Here is a 19,715-nt window from a genome sequence, read left to right on the forward strand (position 1 = left end):
GAAACTCAGCTGTTTAAGGAAAATAAAAACAATATTTTATTTAAAAATGAGTTTGTTACTAACTAACACTTTAGTTCCTCAACTGGCCGGTCTGATTGAAGATATGATTCTTGACGGCACATTTAAAGTGGGAAGTAAGCTGAAGGAGTCTGATTTAGAAGAAAAATTTGGAACTAGTAGAACTCCTCTCAGAGAAGCGCTTCGGCTGTTGGAGTCCCAAGGCCTCATCGAAACTATTCCACGCAAAGGAAGCTTCGTAAAAAAAATAGATATCCAAGAAATTTCTGATATAAGTGAAATCAGAATAACTCTTGAAACGTTGGCGGTTAAATTAGCTCATCAGAGGATGACGCCCGAGGGCTTGAAAAAATTAAAAAAAGAATTAGACGGGATGGAAAATGCTTGGCGCATACAGAATGCCAAGGGCTTCATGGAGTTTCATGAAAAATATCATTCAACATTAATTTCCTTGACTGGCAATTCTTGGCTCGAAAAAGAACTCTATAACTTACGCAAAATAATGCGTTGGCATCGGTTTTATTACCAATACCACGCAGCAAACTTTGAATATTCTTTAAAAAGCCACCAAGAGCAATATAAGTTATTGTCAGATCCTCTTTCAGATGAAGAAGTTCTGTGCCAAATTGATGCTAAGACAACTCGAAGAGGTTGCGAACTATTATTGGAACATATAAAGAAAACAGAGCAATCTTTACCTGAGAAAGATTGCTCTGACTAGTGGAGACTACTTAATAGAAAGAGAATGAACGAATTGATAAAGATCGGCAATATCCTCCTCCTCAATTGTTCTGACTCTTTCTTGAAGTTCGTTCATTTCGCTTTCTGAAATAAATGGAAGAAGTGTTTTTGCCTTGGCGACTAAGTCTGGCCAATCTAAGGGCGTTTCAGGTTCTCCCAAAGGATCGGCAATAAATGCTGAAAATTTTTCACCCGATTTCATTTCAAGTGTCACACGGCTTTGCTCATGAAAAGGATGAATCGCCTGGATGTCAGGCGCCACACAAACCGTACATTTTTCAACTAAAGACAATTTTGATTTGTCTCTTAGGCTTGTCTCGCCAAAACTTTTTTCAGAAACCGAGCCGTCTGCAATGGCGGTGCAAACTGTAAAAGGTAAGCTAAACTTCGCATCTTTGACTGAAGAGATTTTCTTGTTGCCTACGACATCATAGGCCGCCTGGTACGTTTCTATAACTACCTTTTCTATTTCCTCTGCGGACACATTTCCTAATTTCCGATGAAGTTCTAGGCCTGCATCAATCCCGCCATGCGTATGCCGGCAGCAGGGATAAGGCTTAAATGAGACCCCGTCGCTTCGCCACATTGAACCAAAATCTTGGAATAGCCTTTCATCAAATTTTTCTTCATGAAAGCCTTTGAAAAGTCCTTGTTTTCCTTCCAAAATTTTGTCAGCTCCAGTGAAATTTTGAGAGGCCAGTTGGCAAACAAGTATTGAATCTGCTACACCGTGACCGACATGCAGTATTTTGCTTTGTGCCTTTGTTGCATTAAATTCCCAAAGACCGGAGCAAAGAGTTCCGGCATTTCCGAATGCATGTCCCAGCTGATCGCGTGTGAGTTTATTCAATTTACCGACAGTAATTGAACCTCCGAGAGGACCGGTGGTCCCAGTGGTATGCCAAAGCGCATAATGTGACAATCCGAGAGCAGCGCCGACTCTAAGCATAATCTCATAGCCTGCAATACAAGCTGTAAGAAAATCTTTGCCGGAAGAGTGCTGCATACATCCTGCAAGAAGAGCTGGAGTTATGACCATTACTCCGGGATGGGATAGCCCCGTTCTGTCAGAATCGTCCATTTCTAGGGCATGCCCCGATGCTCCATTAAGCAATGCGGCGTAGTAAAGTGAAGTAGGGTGAGTTAACCCAAGAGGAGTGATGCCGGTTTGCACATCGTTCAAACGGCATAAATATTTAAAAGCATCGACCTCTTTTGTTTTTGATCCGGCTACAGCGCAGCAAATTAGATCAAAAATGTACTTTTTCATCTGTTCGCACGTGTTTGGCGCTGTGTCGTCAAACTTCAAATTGAAAGCAAAATCCAAACACGCCTTGGTGATGTTGTTCATGCCTTATCCTTTTATGACGTTGTCAATAGCTTTTTGAGTGAGTCCAAGATAGTTGCTGGGATTAAGAATATCTACGATCTCTTGTTCCGTTAAATATTCTCGAAGTTCCGGCATTTCTTTGACGTATTGTCCGTATGGGATCTTCTTTTCGAAAGACTCCATTGCGATTTTATGGACGATTCTCATTGCTGTATCTTTTTTCCCGGACTTGATGGAAAGAAGTAAAGCCAAAGGCTCAGCCATCAGCAATCCTTCATCTTTATCAAGGTTTTTACGCATGTTCTCTTCATGCACTTTTAATCCTTTGAATACTGTCAGCATTTCTTTCAACATGCTATCCATGAGAATAGCTGTTTCCGGCATACGGACATCTTCCACAAAGAATGGAGTGTCGTCTCGAAGATCGCGGTGGAAAATCTCTCCTTGGGCCGTGGCATTGGAACGAATTAATGTTGCCAAGCCTTTAATATTTTCGCAGAGGACCGGGTTTCGTTTCTGGGGCATAGTGCTTGAACAGATCTGGTGTTCTGTGTCAAACGGCTCTTCTAATTGCATGACTTCATTTCTTTGGTTAAACACAATGTCATCAGCAATTTTTTCGCAAGTATTGGCGATCAAAGAACAAAGATACATGTACTCAACGAATCTTTCATTGCGGGGCTGAACTGAAATGGGAGGAACGGTTAAGCCAAATTTTTCAAGAACCTTAACTTGCATGTCCCAGCATTTCTCTCCAAACAATAAATTGTACGAAGCAAAGTTTCCAGCGGCTCCTGATACCGTTCCTGTACAAATTCTTGGTAGAGCTTGGTCAATCCTTTCAATGTGTTCTTTGAAAGCCTGAGCCCAGGTTGCAACTACAAAGCCGAAGGTAACTGGGATGGCGTGTTGACCGTGAGTGATTCCTGCCATGACTGCATTGCGATATTTGTCAGCTAAGGGTAGGAGAACAGAAACGATCTGTTCTAAGTCAGCTCTATAGCTTTCTAATGATTTCTTGATCCTAAATGCCAGAGTGCTGTCCAGGACGTCTTGAGAAGTTGCACCATAGTGGATAAATTCTCCGGCCCCATTTTCGCAAATAGCCTTATAAGCTCGGATGAGGGCAACGGTATTTAAATTGGTGGTGGCAAAAATGTCTGCAATCTTGTCAATACCAATAAGATCAATGTTTCCTTTTTTTGTGATTTCATCGGCCACATCTTGGGGAATCATTCCTAACTCAGCCTGAGCTTGGGCCAAGTACACCTCGAAATCAATCCATTGCTGCAAAATCCCTCTTTCGCTCCAAAGGTTTCGCATTGCTTCTGTGCCAAAACCTTTTTCGTACATCTCATAATCAAAAAAATGCATTCTATTTTTCATAATCATTCCCTTGTGTTGAAGGTAAAAATTGTTGAGAAGAATTACCAAAGACCGATTAATTTCCACCAGATGGAACCAAAGACAACCACGATGGCTAAATGAAGCCAAGACAGGATGAAGCCAATCTTCCACCATTCGGCATTTGTGAAATAACCGGCATTAAAGAAAATTGGAGCAAACCCACAGGTGTACTGAGTAAGGCAAGCCGGAGTGTTAGCAATGAAGGCCAACATAAGAATGGAAAGAAGAGGAGGGCATCCAGCGCCTAACATAACTGTCAGGCTGGCTCCGTACAAAGCCACCATATGGGCCGTAGAACTGGCAAAGGCGTATTGTGTATAGTTAAAGAAGATGGCAATGGCTAGTGCAACAACCCACCAATCAGCGCCGACAAAAATACTTCCCAATCCGTTCCCAAGCCAGACCATAAAGCCTTTTTCTGTCAGGGCACCGGCCATACAAACTAGGACTCCCATCCAAATCAATGTGTCCCAGGCTCCTTTTTCTCCTAGGACATCATCCCAGGTAAGAATGCCGAAGTACAACATCACACACACAGCGATGAAGGCAACTAAAGTTGATCCAATTCCTGTGAAGTCTCCTAACATCCATAACGCAATGGACAGGAGGAAGATGACACAAAGGATAACTTCTTTTGAAGAAATGGGACCCATTGCATCAAGCATCTTTTTCGCTTCGATCTTTGCTTCAGGCGCTTTTTTAAGTGTTGGAGGAACAACAAAATAAACTGCCAAGGGAACCAAAGCAATTGATGCGATTCCCGGTAATAAAGCAGCTAATGCCCAGCCTCCCCAGGTCATCTCGAGATTTGCTAGATCCTTTGCATATTGCATCACCAGCACGTTCCCAGCCATGGCTGTCATGAATAGGTAGGAAATAAAAGCCTCTGACTGAAAGTAAGACTGGATTAAAAATCTTCCGGCACGATTTGGATTGTGATCTGGTTCGCTATCCAAGGCTTTGCACATGCTTCGCACGATTGGATAAATGACTCCTCCTGCCCTTGCGGTACCCGAAGGAATTCCGGCTGCCAGGATAGAACCGCTGATTGTTAATCCATAAGCAACTTTAAGAGTGCTGTCTCCAATTACGCTCAATATCTTGAGAGAAAGTCTTTCTCCTAACCCTGTCTTAAGAAAGGCCCGGGAGAACATGAAAGCCATGACGATTAGCCATAGCAAACTGTTGGAAAAACCTGCGAGAGCGACTTTTAAAGGCAATGCCTTAAAAAGAATGGCTGCTGTAATGCCGAAGATTGCTACATAACCGATGGGTAGAGGAATAAAAATAAAACCAGCAATTGTTGCCACCATGACCGCTAAGACATGCCAGGCTTCAGCGGTCACACCTTGAGGAATAGGTGAGAACCAAAGAACCAAACCGATAGCGATAGTGATTAGAAAACCGAGATTCTTTTTCATATCGACTCCTTTTAGGGAAAGAGCAATATTTTTTTGAATATTGCATATTGTATACAATATACAATATGTGTAAAAAAGTCAATAAGAATGTGTTCAATTATTTCTTAGATTCGGAGACAAAAAGGCCGCTTCCAGGTTCGAAGATTCCTCTAAAGAAGAGTTGGGATTACAAGATTTTTGTTGCAGCTCAATTCTCTCAGGGAGGTGTTATCCTCCTTTTTTCTAATGTACGGTTATAAATTTAAGAACTTACATCTTCTTAGGAGTTGGACCTTTTGGCATCTTTCTTACTCTCCTATCCAACTTCAGATTTGTACAGAACGGATAACCACCTGGAAAAAACTTACAAAGCTGAGAAGGGGGAAAGAGAATTCATTTAGCAGCACAAAGCGTTGCATAAAAGGTTAACTGTCTAGGGGGGGGGCAAAGTAATGGAAGAAGGTAAGTTATCTGAGGCAATTATGAGAAAAAAGTAATCTAACTCCTCCCAAAGCTTCTACTTAAAGGAGTCTGTTACCTGCCAAAAGGACTGATAGGGTCGATAAAAAATGATGAATCAATAACGAGATTCTAGAGAAAGAAGACGTTGCGTAATTCTGCAGATAGTCGCCTGCCGCTCTATTATCGTTTTCAAAAGTCTATTGACTATCTACGGAGAAATACCGGATAAGAAGAGTGCAGAAAGGATTGGACAAATGATGACGGCGGTAAGAGCTTCACATGAAAAATTTACTTAACTAAACAGAAGAGGATTGCTAAAATCCAAACATCCCTTCCTACTCAATTCCTAAATGGAGGAGTCCTATGATTTCACGCCGTAAAGTAATCAAACTTTCAGGGGCCATGGCTGCAATGGGTTTATCTCTTAATCCGGCTTATGCCTGGTTAACAGGCCAACCTGAAAAAACAATTTCCTGTGATGTCCTTGTTATTGGATCCGGAATTGCCGGAACAGTCGCCGCTCTGCAGGCTCAAGAAGACGGCGCAAATGTTTTAATGATTGACAAGGCAGCAAAAAATCAGAGGGGTGGAAATTCTAAAGTTTGTCTGGGCTCTTTTTTGATGCCGGAAAACAATTCTGAAGAGGCCAAAAAAGCTTTCATCGAGGACGTGAAGAAAAAATCCCTCGGTGGAGGACGTTCAGATCTTTACGAAGTCCTTGCTGATAATATTCTCGATTCAATAAAATGGGCTGAATCAAATGGCGCAGGCTTTGAGCCCTGGCTGCAGCAGGCTCCTTGGAGAGTAGGCGTGCGTATAGCTTCTCCGGGTCAATACAAAGGTATGCCGACCCTCCTTAAGACTCTGTTCGATAAATATATAGAAAAAGGTGGAAAGGTCCTATTTAAGACAAAGGCTAAACAGTTGCTGGTAAATGGTAAAGGTGCTGTCGATGGAGCAGTCTGCCAAACAAAGGACGGGTTAGTAAAAATTTCTGCAAAAGCTGTAATTTTGGCTACGGGCGGCTATTCGGCTAACAGAGAGATGCTGGAAGCGGCGCACCCGGGCGGAGCAAATATTTTGATTCGCGGTAATAAATTTATCACCGGCGACGGTATTCGTTTGGCTCAAGAGATCGGTGCAGGAACAAGAGGGATGGCTGGAGTTGAGTCATTGCATCTTCCCGTTGTGTATGACGGTCCTAATGGTAGAGGCTCTCCGACACGAGCTTTGCCGTACTGTTTAGGCATAAATGCTGAAGGTAAGAGATTCGTTGATGAGTCCTTAGGTTACGCCTCATTTGGCAAAGCCACTCTCCAACAAACCAGACAAACGGTTGCGTTGATATTCGATGAAGCAATGTTGCAAAAAGAAAAACGCATAGGAATGTCGGTCGAATTGTTTAAACGTGCCAAGGGTGGACTAATTGAGGCCAATGGGTATGAGCAGCTGGCTAAAGAGATTGGAGTCCAGCCTGCTGCTTTGAAATCTACTCTGGAGGCCTATAACGCATCTGTAAAAGATGGAAAGGCCCTAGGCGCAGAACCTCCGAAGACAAATCTGGCCGAGAAAATTAATCTCAATGGCAAGCTCTTCGCTTTCTATCCTCTTACACCTTCAATAACGATGGTTTACGGAGGACTTACCGTCAATAAGAATGCTCAAGTGACAGAACCGGATGGAACGCCAATCAAAGGTCTTTACGCCGCCGGAGAGACTATCAATCTCTACTACCACGACTACCACGGAGGCGGGATCCTTTCTCAAAGTCTAGTATTCGGAAGAATAGCCGCTAATCAAGCTGTCAAATACGCTAAAGAATAGAAGGTGAAATTTGCTGCGCGTCTTGCCATGCTTTCAGCATCGGCGGGACGCGAATCTGTTTTTAATTTAGCTTAGACATTGAAATACTTTTTGACTTCAATGGCTGAAGAGACTCCGAGTTTTTTATAGGCAGACGCTCTATGGTTTTCTATTGTCCTTTCACTGAGGCCTAAAGCCTCTCCTATTTCTTTATTAGACAAGTCCTGAAGAACTTTTTTTATAACTTGACTTTCTCGCGTAGACAAGGACGCTAGTTTCTTTTGCCTTGTTTCAGAATCTACACCAAGCCCCTTTAGATCCTGCTGCAGAGCTTCTGTAACCTTTTGAAGGAGAATAGCTGGAGAAATGGGCTTTTGTAAAAAATCATATGCCCCGTTTTTCATCGCCAGCACTGCTGAATCCACTTCGCCATGGGCCGTCAGAAAAATAATAGGATGTTCAAAATGCCTCTCTTTAAGGATCTTTTGGACTTGAAGGCCGGACAATTCGGGCATTTTTAAATCTAAAATTACGCAGCCGGGGACAGAATACGCGTCTGAAGTCAGGAATTCGTGCCCGCTTAAATAAGTGCTTACCTCAAATCCTTCTAATTCAAGAACGGTTTTCATCCCACGCAATACGGCTTCATCGTCATCGACAATTCGAATTCTGCTTTTCTTGTTATTCATAACTTTCTTTATCCTCGATGATTGGGAGAATACAATCTACTTGGACGCCTCCGGAGGAGGATTTCCGAAAAACGATCCTTCCTCCGTAATTTTCTATTAATGAACTTACTATCAACAAACCAAAGCCCAATCCATTCTCCTTTTGACTAATTTTGGATTTGCTTAGGCTTTTAATAAAGGACTCTGGGACTTCTGGTCCGTTATCGGCGACTGACAAGACAACCTCCCCGGCAGTTGGCTTGAATATGGTGATAGTAACTTTGGGTCCGCTCTGCTCGGCACATGCTTCATATGAATTTCTTAGAAGATTTATGATGACTAACTCGAGATCAAGACCGTCCGCTAGCACATACACCTCACGGGAAAGAGCCCGGAGTTTAAATTTACAGTTCTTGTGCAGAGTGGTGGTGAATGTGGTGATTGATCTTTTGACAATATCTGTAAGTTCAATGGGAACTGGTTTTGCCTTTTTCCCTATAAGGAAAAATCTGGTTTTCTGAACAATCTCATCTGCTCTGACGGCCTGATTCTCTATGTCTTTTACTAATCCTAGGACTTCTTTTTTGTCCTGTTCCTCTCCCTGTAGGCGTCGGAATAAAGAATAGCAAAAGCATTGGATGGCATAGAGCGGTTGACCTAATTCATGAGCAAACAAAGAGGAAAGTTGATTGAAAGCTCCGGTTCTCTGCATCTGTTCTAGTTTTTGTGAAGTCTCTAAAGCTTGTCTTTTTAAATCCTTTTCTCTAATGAGTGCCGAACGCAATTGTTCTGTTCTTCTTCCCACCAAGGCGCTGACAACGTAGCCGTATGAAATCAGTCCTAGGATGATCAATAAAATTGCGAGAAGAAGATGCCAATATTTAGTTATGACATTTTTTAGGGTCCAAGCTCTATCGGCAGTCCAAGCGTCTAAGTTCAACATCCTAAGAGTTTTGTCGGTCTGCCCGAAATCAGTTGCTACACTCCAATAACTTCCTTGGTCGGACGGGGACATGGCCAGAAGAGATTGAGTAATTTTTCTTGAAAGCCTCGGGTTTAAGGAGGGAAGGGAAGAAAGAGTCAAACCTGGGAAAAGAACGGTGCTGTGGGCGCAGCGTAAGGATGAAAAATGTCTCGGTTCTAATACTCTCAGCCAACTAGTAGGGAGGTCTTCTTGTTCAATAATGCTTTCCAGGAAGCAAGCCGGAAGAAGAACGGCGTCAATAGTGTCACTTCTAAGGTTGTCTAAAATGTCTCGAATCCCCGTTGAAAAAGCTACTGTTTCTTTAAAAAACTGATTAGCCTTGAGTCCTCTGGAAGTTAATTCCCCTTGTAGGGCAATAAAGCTTAACGGGCCGAATTCAGAACCATATCCGATTCGTTTGTCTTTTAAATCCGAGATTTCTAAAAATTCAGTTCTGTCTCCTTTAACAAGGAGGACAGCTCCGGCACTCTGGTTTGGGTCATCATCCTTAACAGTCTCGACAGAAACAAGATCTCGCGCACCCTGTCTTGCCATTTGCCTGTAGAAGAAACTGGAAGAAAGGATAAGATCTACATCATGATTTCCTACCGCCTTGGATAATTCATTTTCCTCTAAAAATATAATTTCCAATTTATGACCAGGCTCGAGCACCTTTTTTAATAAATTGAAGGTAGACGTTACGAGTTCAGTATGCAGACCTGCCTTGACATAGTCGGCCACGCCTAACCGCACGGATTCTGCAGTTGCTTTTGTTGATAAAGGAGAAAGAAGGCAAAAGGCCAGGAGAAATGGAGCAAACTTCATGAGAACTCCGTCGCCGATCTTCCAGCAATTTCTCCAAAGACAAGTGCTTTGCCTAGTCCTGTGCCGGTTATGTAGTTCATCCCGTGAACCCCGCCCATTATTTCGCCTGCAGCGTAGAGTCCTTTAATTGGTAAGCCGTTTTTCTTCAGAACTCGACAACTGCAATCCACTTTTAGTCCGCAATAAGTGCCCATGATTGCTGCGATGGAGGGCATGATATAAAAGGGAGATTGCGCAATCGGGACTAAGTCTCCATAACCGGAGGTGAGAGAAGAACGGCCGAACTCGGGGTCAAAGTGATTTCTGACAAAACTATTGTATTGAAGAACTGTTGTATTAACGCTATCGGGATTAAGCCCGGCTTTGTCGGCTGCTTCAAAAATCGTTTTTCCTACAACGGCGTAACCTGGTCTCATCCCTTTATCAAAAGGGCTCCATAACAAATTATCCACAGGGCGTCTCGACATCTGCAGTCTTCTAATATTTTCATCGAACAGGATAAAAGAGCTTGAGTTGGCTTGTGTAATCGAAACTTCTCCTATGGTCTTATAAGATAACGACTCGTTTACGAAACGTTTTCCTTCTTTATTGAGAATGATTGCGCCGCTGTAATAAATGGTCGTGAAATCGCGAATAGTCGAAGGATTTTTTGTAAAACCAAAAGACGCCTGAATTGTTTCTCCTGGGACGATATATCCTCCTTTTTGAAGAGCCATGAGAAGACCATCCCCTTGAGAACCAATGCCGGAAACGACCTTGACAGCTCTCATGTTTGGTGCAAGAAGGGAGAGCAAAGCTTGGTTCCTCGCAAATCCTCCGGAGGCAAGGATTACTCCGTTTTTACTCAACAGGTTAGTGAACTTTTTGCCTCTTGAAACAAAGACTCCTGTAATTCCAGCTGGTCCCTCTAAAAGATTAATGGCGCGAACGCCGGTTTTGATTTCTATATTTCTTCTTTGAAGTTCTCCCCGAAGCAATTGAATGAGTAACCCTGAATTAAACATATGAGAACGAGGTCGACTCATCCCTGAAGCTGCCATTAGATTTTGTGGAAGAAGTCCTCGGGATACAAGCCATTCGTAGCGAATTGGAATGTTGTTTACCAATAAACGGACCAAGTTCTCATCATTCGTATACTTCCCGGAGAGCATCATGTCCCTGAAAAAACGCTCCTTAGAGTCCGTAATATTTTTACTTCTTTGAAGAGAAGTTCCTGCTACAGCGATTGCTCCTCCTGACATGCCGCTTGAGCCCCCAATAATCGGTTCTTTTTCTAGGACTAGAATTTTTTTCTGACCGGCATCGTAAGCGGCAATTGCTGAAGAGAGAGCCGCAGCTCCGGAACCAACGATAATTAAATCGTAGCTTGGACTTTCCTTGGCCATAACCCAATGGAAGGGATTTGTTGCAAGGATTAAGCCAATTCTCTCCACTACCGTTCTACGTTGCATATCACTCTCCTCTAATTTGAATACTAACTTTTGTCTGGTATTTGAGCTATATAGAAAAATTCCTAGTGTCTTATTTGGCGCAAACTTGATCTAGATCAAAGTACCTAGGTACTGAGAAGATTGGAATTGAGACAGACGGTGAATACTGAAATGTTCTAAAGGCCTTCACTGATCTCCCTACTCAAACAATCCGTATAAAGGAGAACTATATGAATACTTCTCGCAGAACCTTTTTTAAACTCACTTCCGCCGTTGCTCTTGGCACATGTGGGACAGCTTGGGCCGTTCCAACAAATCAGCCTCAAAAGTGGGATGAAGAATACGATATCGTGATTATTGGTGCTGGCGGTGCAGGTCTTGCTGCTGGTGTCGAGTCAGTACAGCAAGGAATGAAGGCGATCATTATTGAAAAGATGCCCTTGATTGGAGGATCTAGTCTCCTTTGCGGAGGAAAGTTCTCTGTTGCTGGAACTCCTGAACAGAAAGCTAAGAATATTGCTGATGACGAGCAGCGCTATTTTGACGATATGATGAAAACCGGTGGATATCAAAACGATCCTGAATTAGTAAAAGTTTTCATTAAAGAAAGTCGCAAACACTATGACTTCGTAACGAAAGAATTAGGAATTCTTCCTCATGAAATAACGGCAGCGGCTGGTATGAGCGTTCCAAGAGCTCACGGCTTCAAACCCGGCGAAGTATTAAGCGCTATGAGAGATTATTTTGTTAAGAGAGGAGGAAAGCTCGTTACGGGGATGAAAGCTGAAAGGCTGACCTGGGATTATAAGAATTCAACGATTTCCGGCGTGAAGTGTTGCGGAAAAGATAAGAAAACTATCTACATTAAAGCAAATAAAGGTGTTTTGTTAGCATCTGGCGGCTTCAATCGCAATCCGGAATTGCTTAAAAAATACGCCCCTCCTATGGCCAAAGCTGCTGTAATTGCCGGCGTAGGTACCACCGGAGATGGTCTGCTCATGGCTCAAGCATATGGCGCAGACGTCCTAGACATGGCATACGTGAAAGCCACTTACGGATTCAAGCTTAACCCCAACACCATCGGAGATATGGCTCAAGTCTATTACGGTGGTGCGATTATGGTTAATAAAGAGGGCAAACGATTCGTTAATGAATCTTTGTCGTACAAATTGTTGGGCGATTTGGCTCTTAGCCAGCCGGAAGGCAAGAGTTTCATGATTTTTGATGAGCCAATGAGAAAGGCTCAAATGGGCAGAAGGGCGATTGATAAGAAATTATTCGCACCAATCGATGAAGGGAAGAAACTTGATTTCTTGTTTACTGGACAGACCCTCGAAGAAGCTGCAAAAAATGCTGGACTCCCTGTCAAGGCTGTCGAAGAAACAGTTGCCTCTTATAACAAAGGCGTTGAAGCAGGCAATGATACCGAATTTGGTCGAAATTCTCTAACTAGCGGACACGGTAAACCAACCAAAATTGAAACGGGTCCATTCTATATCATGCCGACCACTGCGGCATTGATCGGAACATATTGTGGCTTGAGAATTGATACAAAAGCCCATGTTATTGATGTATTTGGAGAGAAGATAAATCATCTTTATGCTGCCGGCGAAATAGTTGGAGGCGTGCACGGTGCAGCTTATATGACTGGAACAGCATGGGGTAAAGCTATGGCGTTGGGACGGTTGGCTGCAAGAACTATCGCTGGAAAGTAAAAGATAGTTTTTAAGCGTACTTTGTTTCTTAGCCAATTTTTAAACTAATCGGCCTCAGAAGGGAGGCCGATTAGCCAGTTGAGGGTGAGTAGAGTAATCAGACTTTGAAACAACTAGTTTTGCGTCGGCTCTAATTTCATAACCTAGTTTTTTAGAGGAGGCTGTTCGCTTGTGGGAAGTAGAGGGAACAAGCATCGGACGGTTGCTTTGTTTTTCTGACTATCTTCGATCCTTTACATAGAAGCTTAACAACCTTCTAAACAAACTAAAGTTGTTAAATCAAACAAGACAAAATTTCAGATTTGTTTGAAGCTTACAGAAGCTCAGTACTTTTCTGATCATTTTAAAAGGAGTTTTATTTGGGGGGCCAAACAGTAAAAGTAGGCGCTTTGCACGCCCTTTTCCTCCCCAAAAAATAAGGTTACTTGTGTCTTTTGACGTAAGGAGCCATATTGACTCCAAAATGAAATTCGGGTTCTTCCCCAAGTTTAAATTCTGAAAAGTTACTTATTCCATCATTTCCGTTTCCATTTTTTGTTCCTGAAGTAATCGCATGGTTCCCGGGTTCGGCGTAATAAGTTGTCATTTCTCTTGATTCTAATTCGGCAATTTTCTTGTTGTTGTCGAAGATATAAAAAGTGGAACCAGCAGCCACCAATGCTCCATAGTCTCTCATTAAGGTGACTTTGATTGGACGTTCGGGCGTGGGTGTAGCTTGTGCTAGAGGCTGCACCACGATGGCTTTATCGGGCGTTAGGTGTGAAGTCGAGCAGCCGACTAAAGCAAAAAATAATGGGATTAGAAGTAATTTTTTCATGGTCTTACTCTTTTAAGCATTTTTCTTATTTTAACGAGAAAATCGTTTTTTATATTCTGCACTCGCCATGTCATACAGCTTTTTAGCGTCAGAGGCATATTTTATGTTCACGAATTCTGATTTGCCAACCCCAGAAATCCAATAAAGCTTTCTTTCGAATAGGCTCTTAATTTTGTTTTGTGAAACAAGCGCTTCATCGGTAACCGCGAGCAAGTGAACTTTAACAAAGTGTGGTTTCTTTTTGCAAGCTACGAGTTCGGACAGATACGGAGGTCTGCAAAGGGTGTTGTTTTCAATAATCTCGCCTATGCCTGCAATTCCTTCAAGAGGTTTGGTCTTTTTTCTTCTTCCTTTTGTCCCAAACCACAAAATACACCTTGTTTCTTTTTCGATATGTTTATCTGAAAAGTGACGCCAGACCATAACGCCTTTTTCTTTTTTGTACGCCTCTTTGAAAACGTCGACGTCAAAATCTGCCTGATTCCAGTTCAGTCTGAAGATTTGCATGTTTTTCATATGCTCTCCTTTGGGCTTAGTGAAGAATAGAACAAAATTTAATCAGATGTCTTAAAAATGCAGAAAAAGCCCATTTTTGTATAACGTGTGGGTAAATATCCGTCTTCTTAATTGTCATTATTCAAGAGAACCAGAAACTTCTGATGAATAAAGTCGGTACGATAATGGATCAGCTCAAAGAGAAAAGAGTTGGAATGAAACGCTCTGTCTGGTCTAGCATAATGCAGTCGGATAGAACGGCCTCGCCTTGCTGCTATTATCTAAACAACAAAGAAGAACTGCCGACGTTTCTGGCGGACCCTGCAGTGCCGTGCGACTCAAATCTGATTGAAAATTTTATTCGGCCGGCCGCTGTCATTCGGAAGAACTTACAATGCCTTCAAACAATTAAGTCCGCCCAAAGCGTCTTTGATATCTTGTCGGTCTATAGAACATTACAACTCAACAAAGTTGAAGATTCTCAAGGATTCCTCCGGCGCTACTGCAGGAGTTTGTTCCTTTACATCGTAGAAAATGCTTGGACCGCGGCGCTGAAAGATGGCAAGGACCCAGCTAAGAAAATTAAGCGTTACGGTTTTAAAGAGCTCCGCAAAGGATTTGACTTCTCTGCTTGGCTGCCTTGGAAGGTAAACCTGACGAAAAAATAGTCAACCTGCTATAGCCCTCATCATAAAGAGGCCCTCATTTACAAAAAACCGGGTCTTGGGATTCTTACAATTGAAGATGGACCGAATTTTTTCTATTATGTAAACGTCTAGAGATGTCTTTTTTCAGAACTTAAAGAACAAGAAAAATGGCTGTTTTGAGATTCCCGCACATTGATTTCTTATCCCTAAGAAACGAATTAATTCATAATTTAGATTTTTATCTCAATATTGATCATCCCATCCGGGCGAGAAAGGTTGAATGTCCCCATGAATATGCCGCGAAAATCAATTCGATAGTAGATGAGGGATTAAAGGCATTCAATACTGAGTTTCTTTCTATTTCTTCGAAGGTTGTGAAGGGAAAAACTGTATATTTTTATACCAATGAGGGAACAAGATTGGTTGATACGCTGATTGGAAGATATTTAAGGCGTTTTTTTCAGATTAACTCTCCATCAAGAAACGCCCTAATAGATCTTCTTTTAAAACATCTTCAAGAACCTTTGCCTTACGGAATACTCAGACTAGATATCAAAAATTTTTATGAGAGCATCAATACGGCTGAGTTGATGAAAGAAATTACCCAATCTGACCTTCAATCTGAGCATCTTAACTTCATCAAAAACCAGTTCTTAGAGGGAGGAAGAGGGATTAAAAGAGGTCTTAGTCTTGGCAATGTTCTTTCCGAAGTATGTCTTAAGAAATTAGATAACATTTTTAATCAAATCGATGAAGTTATTTTGTATGAGAGATTTGTAGACGATATTTTGATCATCTATGACAGTGAGAAAGGAGATGCCCCCAGTACTCTTCTTGATTTTCAATCTAATTCGCTTATAAAGGAGTTTCTGAATAGATTTACTCTAGAATTTCATTCTGATGATGGAAAATTATTTAATACAACGATTCCATCTGTTTCGGAGGCAAAGGGCGACAAAAAGAAAAAAGAGGATCGCAAAGAATTCGATTACCTTGGATATCATTTTTCTGTTAGCAACAAATATATGGAAGCTCCGGGGCAAACAAATCTAAAGAAAGGTGAGAAAAATTCTCAAGGAAAAAAGGAAAAACAATCAAAGAAAAACTCTCAACTTCGTTTGGTTGAGGTTGACCTATCAGAAAAATCATTTAAAAAAATTGAGGCTCGCCTCAGGAGGAGCTTTTCCTCTTACCACACAAGCATATCTAGCATCGCTTTGGATCCCCATATTTCTGCTCAAATGGTACCGATAGATAAGTTTGAGGCCTCTCTTAATGTTTTCTCAGAGCTCAAACTCCTAGATAAAAGAATCTCTTTTTTGGCGAATAATTACAGGCTCTTTAACCAAAAGAAGAAAGTTCATTTCATTAACGGAATCTATTTTGGCTTCAGAGCTGTCAATACTCTCGAAGGGAGACTTGTCACTCTCGATAAGCTTCTTTCTCAACTTATTTGGAGAGAAAAGAGTAACGCCTCTTCTGCCTTTCTTCAGGGGGAATTAGACAAGCTAAACCGCCATTCTTTTAGACAAGGTTTTCAAAAACAAATATTTGTACATTTTTCTGTTAGCTCACTGAAAGAAATAAAGAGATGCTGGAGGCAAATATGAAGAAAAAGTACAAAATTAAAAAAAAGGATAGCATTCGTCCTCTTTTGACTGAAGTCTTGCCGTTTGAGACACCTTTATTCTTTTCAAATTCGGGTTTTTATTTACTCATTAACAAGATATTGAAGGAACATGACCAAAACGGCATTGACTTTTTTAAAGAATTGGGTTTCGAAAATATCACTAATATCCTGGAGGAAAATTACGATTTTTCTGTTCAAGAAAAGGAGAGAACGCCTTTCGTATATTCAATTCAAAAAGATGGGAACAGTAAGCGATTTCTTGCTATTCCTCACCCTATTTCTCAATTAAACATATGCCATTTTTACAGACACTTCTCTAACTTTATGGTTTATTTTTGTTCTAAGAGTCCTCTGAGTCTTAGACATCCTTATAAGATAGCTACTTCCTACTACGATTTCTCGGGTGCAAAAGATTTCTCTCGTTTTAAAACTGAATCTCAGGTTCAAGATGAGAACGAGGATGTTCAAAAATATGCCGCAAGTTACTTCGCTTATAAGCCTTATACCAGACTCTTTCATTATATAAACAGCGATGTTTTTTTCGAGGCGGAGCAACAATTTTCCTTCTTGAGAAAATTAGACATTTCTAATTGTTTCGACAGTATTTACACGCATTCTATTGTCTGGGCTACCAAAAATAAAGAACTTGCCAAAAGATACCGAAGGGAATTCAGTTTTGGAAATCAGTTTGACACGTTGATGAGAAGCTTGAATTGTGGAGAAACTCTAGGCATTATCATCGGCCCTGAGATCAGTCGAATTTTTGCGGAAATAATTTTACAAGCCATCGATTTAAGAACCGTTAAACTATTGGGCGAAAAACATCTAAAGTTAAACTGTGACTACAGTATTAAAAGATATGTTGATGACTATTTCATTTTCACTCATTCCGAGGAGGACTCAATACTAATTAAGTCGATACTTACTGAGGAGTGTAAAGCCTTTAAGATGAATTTAAATACACAAAAAGAGCTCTTCCTTAACACCCCTTTTGTCACTGAGAATACCTGTGGTATCGAAAAATCAAGAATCGTTTTGAAAAGCTTTTATTCAAGTTTTTTAAAGAAGAATAGAGAACATCTCACGATAGTTCCAAGAAAAATCTGGTCTGTCGATAATCTTGTTCGTTCTTTTGGAAATAAAGTAAAGGTAATATCTCGAGAGAATAGCCTAGGCCTTTCTAAATTGTCTTCTTTTTTACTTGGCAGCCTCAGCCAAAAAATGATTATTTTAACCAGAAATAGAAAGATAGAGCCAGGAGAGATAGAAAATTATGAAAATGCGCTTTCTGTTCTTTTGGGGGCAATTTTTTACATATACGGACTGAGTCCTAGCGTTAATTCTTCTTACAATGTTGCGCTTTCAATAGCACTTGCATTGCGCTTTTTGAGAAAAGAACAGCAAACGAAAAAAGACTCAAGAACGGGAGCTCCTACTAAATTGTTTTATGCAGTATTCTCCTCAATAGAAAAATTTTTGGAAAATCAGTTGCGCTGTTCACGCCCTTCTGCTTCTTTGGATGCACATTTAGAAATACTTAATCTTCTAATTGCTTCGAAAGAAGTAAAGCCATCTTTTTTCCTTCCTAATGAGCTTCTAAAAGAGATTTTTATAAAGCATAGAAAAGAAAATACCAAAAACTATTTTTTAATAACATCTTTTCTTTTTTATATAGGAGAAGACGCGCACTATACGGATCTCAAACTTTTTTTAGAAGATGAAATAAACACATCGTTTGAAACAGAGATAACCAACAAGCCACTGTCATGGGATTGCGAAACGTTTCTCTTTGTCCTCGATATGTTGTCATGCCCATTTCTTCCGGAAGAAAAAAGAATAAATTGGTGTAAAAAAGTTTTTAGTACAAAAAACAATACCTCACGGTTTGAATATATTTCCCAGAACTATTGGTTTACTAATTGGAGAGAATCAGATCTCTTGAATCTTTTAGAGAAAAAAAGAAAACAAATTGTCTATTAAAAAAGATATAACCCAAATTTGCTATTTTGATAAAATGCAGGGGAGGGCAGTTCCACCTCTCGAAGATTCATTGAATTATTCATTGAATTGTAATTTTTTCTACACACACACAGAGAAAACTGCTCTCCCTTTGAATCTCCGGTGCCCTTGATGTCCTCTTCCTTTTTGTTGAAGATAATGTCTAACAAGAAAACTTCGAGGTCTTTGTGCTGCCAGCCTTGTCTAAACTCAGTTCATATACCTGATTATGTGCTCCGCTTGAACATAAAGTTAAGGAGTTGAACTATTTGTCTTCATTTTTCTTGTAATTAACTCCAGAATCTCGGTTGTCAATTCTTTTTTTTTATTTTTTTTCTGCGCCGGCATTGAGTCAGCTAAAGACCATGCTTCCGTCACTTGGAAATAGACCGGCGGTGAGTTTTTTGTTTGAGAATCAGGAAGTACTAAAAGTTCCGATAAAAAACTAGAGAACAATGTGACAAGAGCGTTGAATTCGATGCTGTAATGCCAAAACTCTTGCCGAGAATAGTCTACATAAGGGCAATCTTTGGGGGGGATTCTCCAAAGTTCATAATGTTTGCAGAAGTTGAGCTTAGAAAGCGAAATTCCCGGCTGGATAAGGATCTCGGGAGGAAGACGCCATTCCCCTCTCTCATGTTTAAAACAGTTGTCGAGATCCCTGATAAGATTCAAAAAATTTAAGTATCTTCCAATAGGAGGAAGGAATTCAAAAGAACAGTCTTTTGTCGAGTCTATCACCGTTCCGAAATCTTCAATTTTGTACTGGTTAAGTTTGAGTTCAATCTCAAGATAAGGAACCAGAAGAATTAAAAGAATTCTTCGTATAGTGGCGATGATTTTCCTGGCCAGAGCTTGGTGAAAGATCAGATGAGAGGGAGAGGTGAAAGAGTTTGGGGTATTCTCTTTTTTTGGGAGGAGGTCGTGAGATTGATAAAAAAGTTGAAGATCTAAATTCAGACTTTTAAGCTCCAGCAACGCCATCATCCCTGTTCCAATTTGACTCGGGTCCTTCTCGGTTTTTTCTTTTACTGCTAATATGAATGGACAAACTGGGTCTATCCAATCCTCCTTATTTTTAACATAATCCGGCAATACCAGCGGTCTTGAATGAAACCTTAAACTTGGATGGAACATGCACACCACTTGATAACTTGGAGTAACTCTCTGTCTAGGGACTATTGTCCATTGCTTGGTATTCTCATCAAAAAATGGCCAATCTCCAATTTCTATCGAAGGAGGGTAAGGGATAGAAGTCGTGCCCAGCTCAGGTTCTTCACTTCTCACGCAATTGATTAAAAGGGCTCCGTCGCTTTTTCTGTAATGATGTTGATTAAGAGTAAGAGGTTGGGTCATTTTCTGTTT

The 19,715-nt window shown here is 41.0% G+C and carries 15 protein-coding genes; 6 read left to right on the forward strand and 9 right to left on the reverse strand.

The window, feature by feature from the left end; genetic code table 11:
* Nucleotides 1-46 precede the first annotated feature (46 nt).
* The gene (locus tag ACYQ4O_RS00930) at nt 47-739 is read left to right on the forward strand and encodes a GntR family transcriptional regulator (RefSeq protein WP_281523489.1); all 693 of its coding nucleotides are present in this window, start codon (nt 47-49) and stop codon (nt 737-739) included.
* Nucleotides 740-745: 6 nt separating this feature from the next.
* Here the strand turns inward: ACYQ4O_RS00930 and ACYQ4O_RS00935 are convergent, their stop codons facing one another.
* From ACYQ4O_RS00935 to ACYQ4O_RS00945, 3 genes are read right to left on the reverse strand one after another with little or no spacing between them, the layout of a single operon-like run.
* A complete protein-coding gene (locus ACYQ4O_RS00935) occupies nt 746-2,110 on the reverse strand; it encodes an MmgE/PrpD family protein (RefSeq protein ID WP_281523488.1) in 1,365 nt (454 codons plus the stop codon).
* A gap of 3 nt (nt 2,111-2,113) precedes the next feature.
* Nucleotides 2,114-3,475: an adenylosuccinate lyase family protein gene (locus ACYQ4O_RS00940; RefSeq protein ID WP_281523487.1), complete on the reverse strand. Its 1,362-nt coding sequence runs from the start codon at nt 3,473-3,475 to the stop codon at nt 2,114-2,116.
* Nucleotides 3,476-3,516: 41 nt separating this feature from the next.
* Entirely contained in the window at nt 3,517-4,917 is a 1,401-nt protein-coding gene (locus ACYQ4O_RS00945) for a DASS family sodium-coupled anion symporter (protein WP_281523486.1), read from the reverse strand.
* A gap of 804 nt (nt 4,918-5,721) precedes the next feature.
* On the opposite strand from ACYQ4O_RS00945, the gene ACYQ4O_RS00950 reads away from it, so the two are divergent.
* Nucleotides 5,722-7,182, forward strand: coding sequence for an FAD-dependent oxidoreductase (locus ACYQ4O_RS00950; protein ID WP_281523485.1), 1,461 nt, complete (start codon nt 5,722-5,724; stop codon nt 7,180-7,182).
* Nucleotides 7,183-7,253: 71 nt separating this feature from the next.
* Here the strand turns inward: ACYQ4O_RS00950 and ACYQ4O_RS00955 are convergent, their stop codons facing one another.
* Genes ACYQ4O_RS00955 through ACYQ4O_RS00965 form a run of 3 tightly spaced genes read right to left on the reverse strand, consistent with a single transcriptional unit; the run spans nt 7,254 to nt 11,069 of the window.
* Entirely contained in the window at nt 7,254-7,850 is a 597-nt protein-coding gene (locus ACYQ4O_RS00955) for a response regulator transcription factor (RefSeq protein WP_281523484.1), read from the reverse strand.
* A complete protein-coding gene (locus ACYQ4O_RS00960; RefSeq protein WP_281523483.1) occupies nt 7,843-9,618 on the reverse strand; it encodes a sensor histidine kinase in 1,776 nt (591 codons plus the stop codon). The genes ACYQ4O_RS00955 and ACYQ4O_RS00960 overlap by 8 nt, the downstream gene beginning before the upstream one ends.
* Nucleotides 9,615-11,069 (reverse strand): FAD-dependent oxidoreductase, encoded by a 1,455-nt coding sequence (locus ACYQ4O_RS00965; RefSeq protein ID WP_281523482.1) that lies wholly within the window; start codon nt 11,067-11,069, stop codon nt 9,615-9,617. Before ACYQ4O_RS00965 ends, ACYQ4O_RS00960 begins: the two co-directional genes overlap by 4 nt.
* 209 nt (nt 11,070-11,278) lie before the next feature.
* Here ACYQ4O_RS00965 and ACYQ4O_RS00970 point away from each other — a divergent pair, with 209 nt between their 5' ends.
* Nucleotides 11,279-12,763 carry a flavocytochrome c gene (locus tag ACYQ4O_RS00970; protein WP_281523481.1) on the forward strand — a complete coding sequence of 495 codons (1,485 nt, stop codon included), beginning with the start codon at nt 11,279-11,281 and terminating at the stop codon, nt 12,761-12,763.
* A gap of 421 nt (nt 12,764-13,184) precedes the next feature.
* Here the strand turns inward: ACYQ4O_RS00970 and ACYQ4O_RS00975 are convergent, their stop codons facing one another.
* Together ACYQ4O_RS00975 and ACYQ4O_RS00980 are read right to left on the reverse strand one after the other, a co-directional pair.
* The gene (locus tag ACYQ4O_RS00975) at nt 13,185-13,580 is read right to left on the reverse strand and encodes a hypothetical protein (RefSeq protein WP_281523480.1); all 396 of its coding nucleotides are present in this window, start codon (nt 13,578-13,580) and stop codon (nt 13,185-13,187) included.
* 30 nt (nt 13,581-13,610) lie between these two features.
* Entirely contained in the window at nt 13,611-14,096 is a 486-nt protein-coding gene (locus ACYQ4O_RS00980; protein ID WP_281523479.1) for a hypothetical protein, read from the reverse strand.
* 143 nt (nt 14,097-14,239) lie between these two features.
* Between ACYQ4O_RS00980 and ACYQ4O_RS00985 the strand changes: the two genes are divergently transcribed.
* From ACYQ4O_RS00985 to drt3b, 3 genes are all read left to right on the forward strand, one after another.
* Entirely contained in the window at nt 14,240-14,743 is a 504-nt protein-coding gene (locus ACYQ4O_RS00985) for an IS66 family transposase (protein WP_281523478.1), read from the forward strand.
* Between the two features lie 146 nt (nt 14,744-14,889).
* A complete protein-coding gene (gene drt3a / locus ACYQ4O_RS00990) occupies nt 14,890-16,332 on the forward strand; it encodes an antiviral reverse transcriptase Drt3a (RefSeq protein WP_290374572.1) in 1,443 nt (480 codons plus the stop codon).
* Nucleotides 16,329-18,332: an antiviral reverse transcriptase Drt3b gene (drt3b, locus tag ACYQ4O_RS00995; RefSeq protein WP_281523964.1), complete on the forward strand. Its 2,004-nt coding sequence runs from the start codon at nt 16,329-16,331 to the stop codon at nt 18,330-18,332. The genes drt3a and drt3b overlap by 4 nt, the downstream gene beginning before the upstream one ends.
* 270 nt (nt 18,333-18,602) lie before the next feature.
* Here the strand turns inward: drt3b and ACYQ4O_RS01000 are convergent, their stop codons facing one another.
* Entirely contained in the window at nt 18,603-19,706 is a 1,104-nt protein-coding gene (locus ACYQ4O_RS01000) for a hypothetical protein (protein WP_281523965.1), read from the reverse strand.
* Nucleotides 19,707-19,715: the final 9 nt, after the last annotated feature.

The organism is Turicimonas sp. TL08 (genome assembly GCF_054660695.1).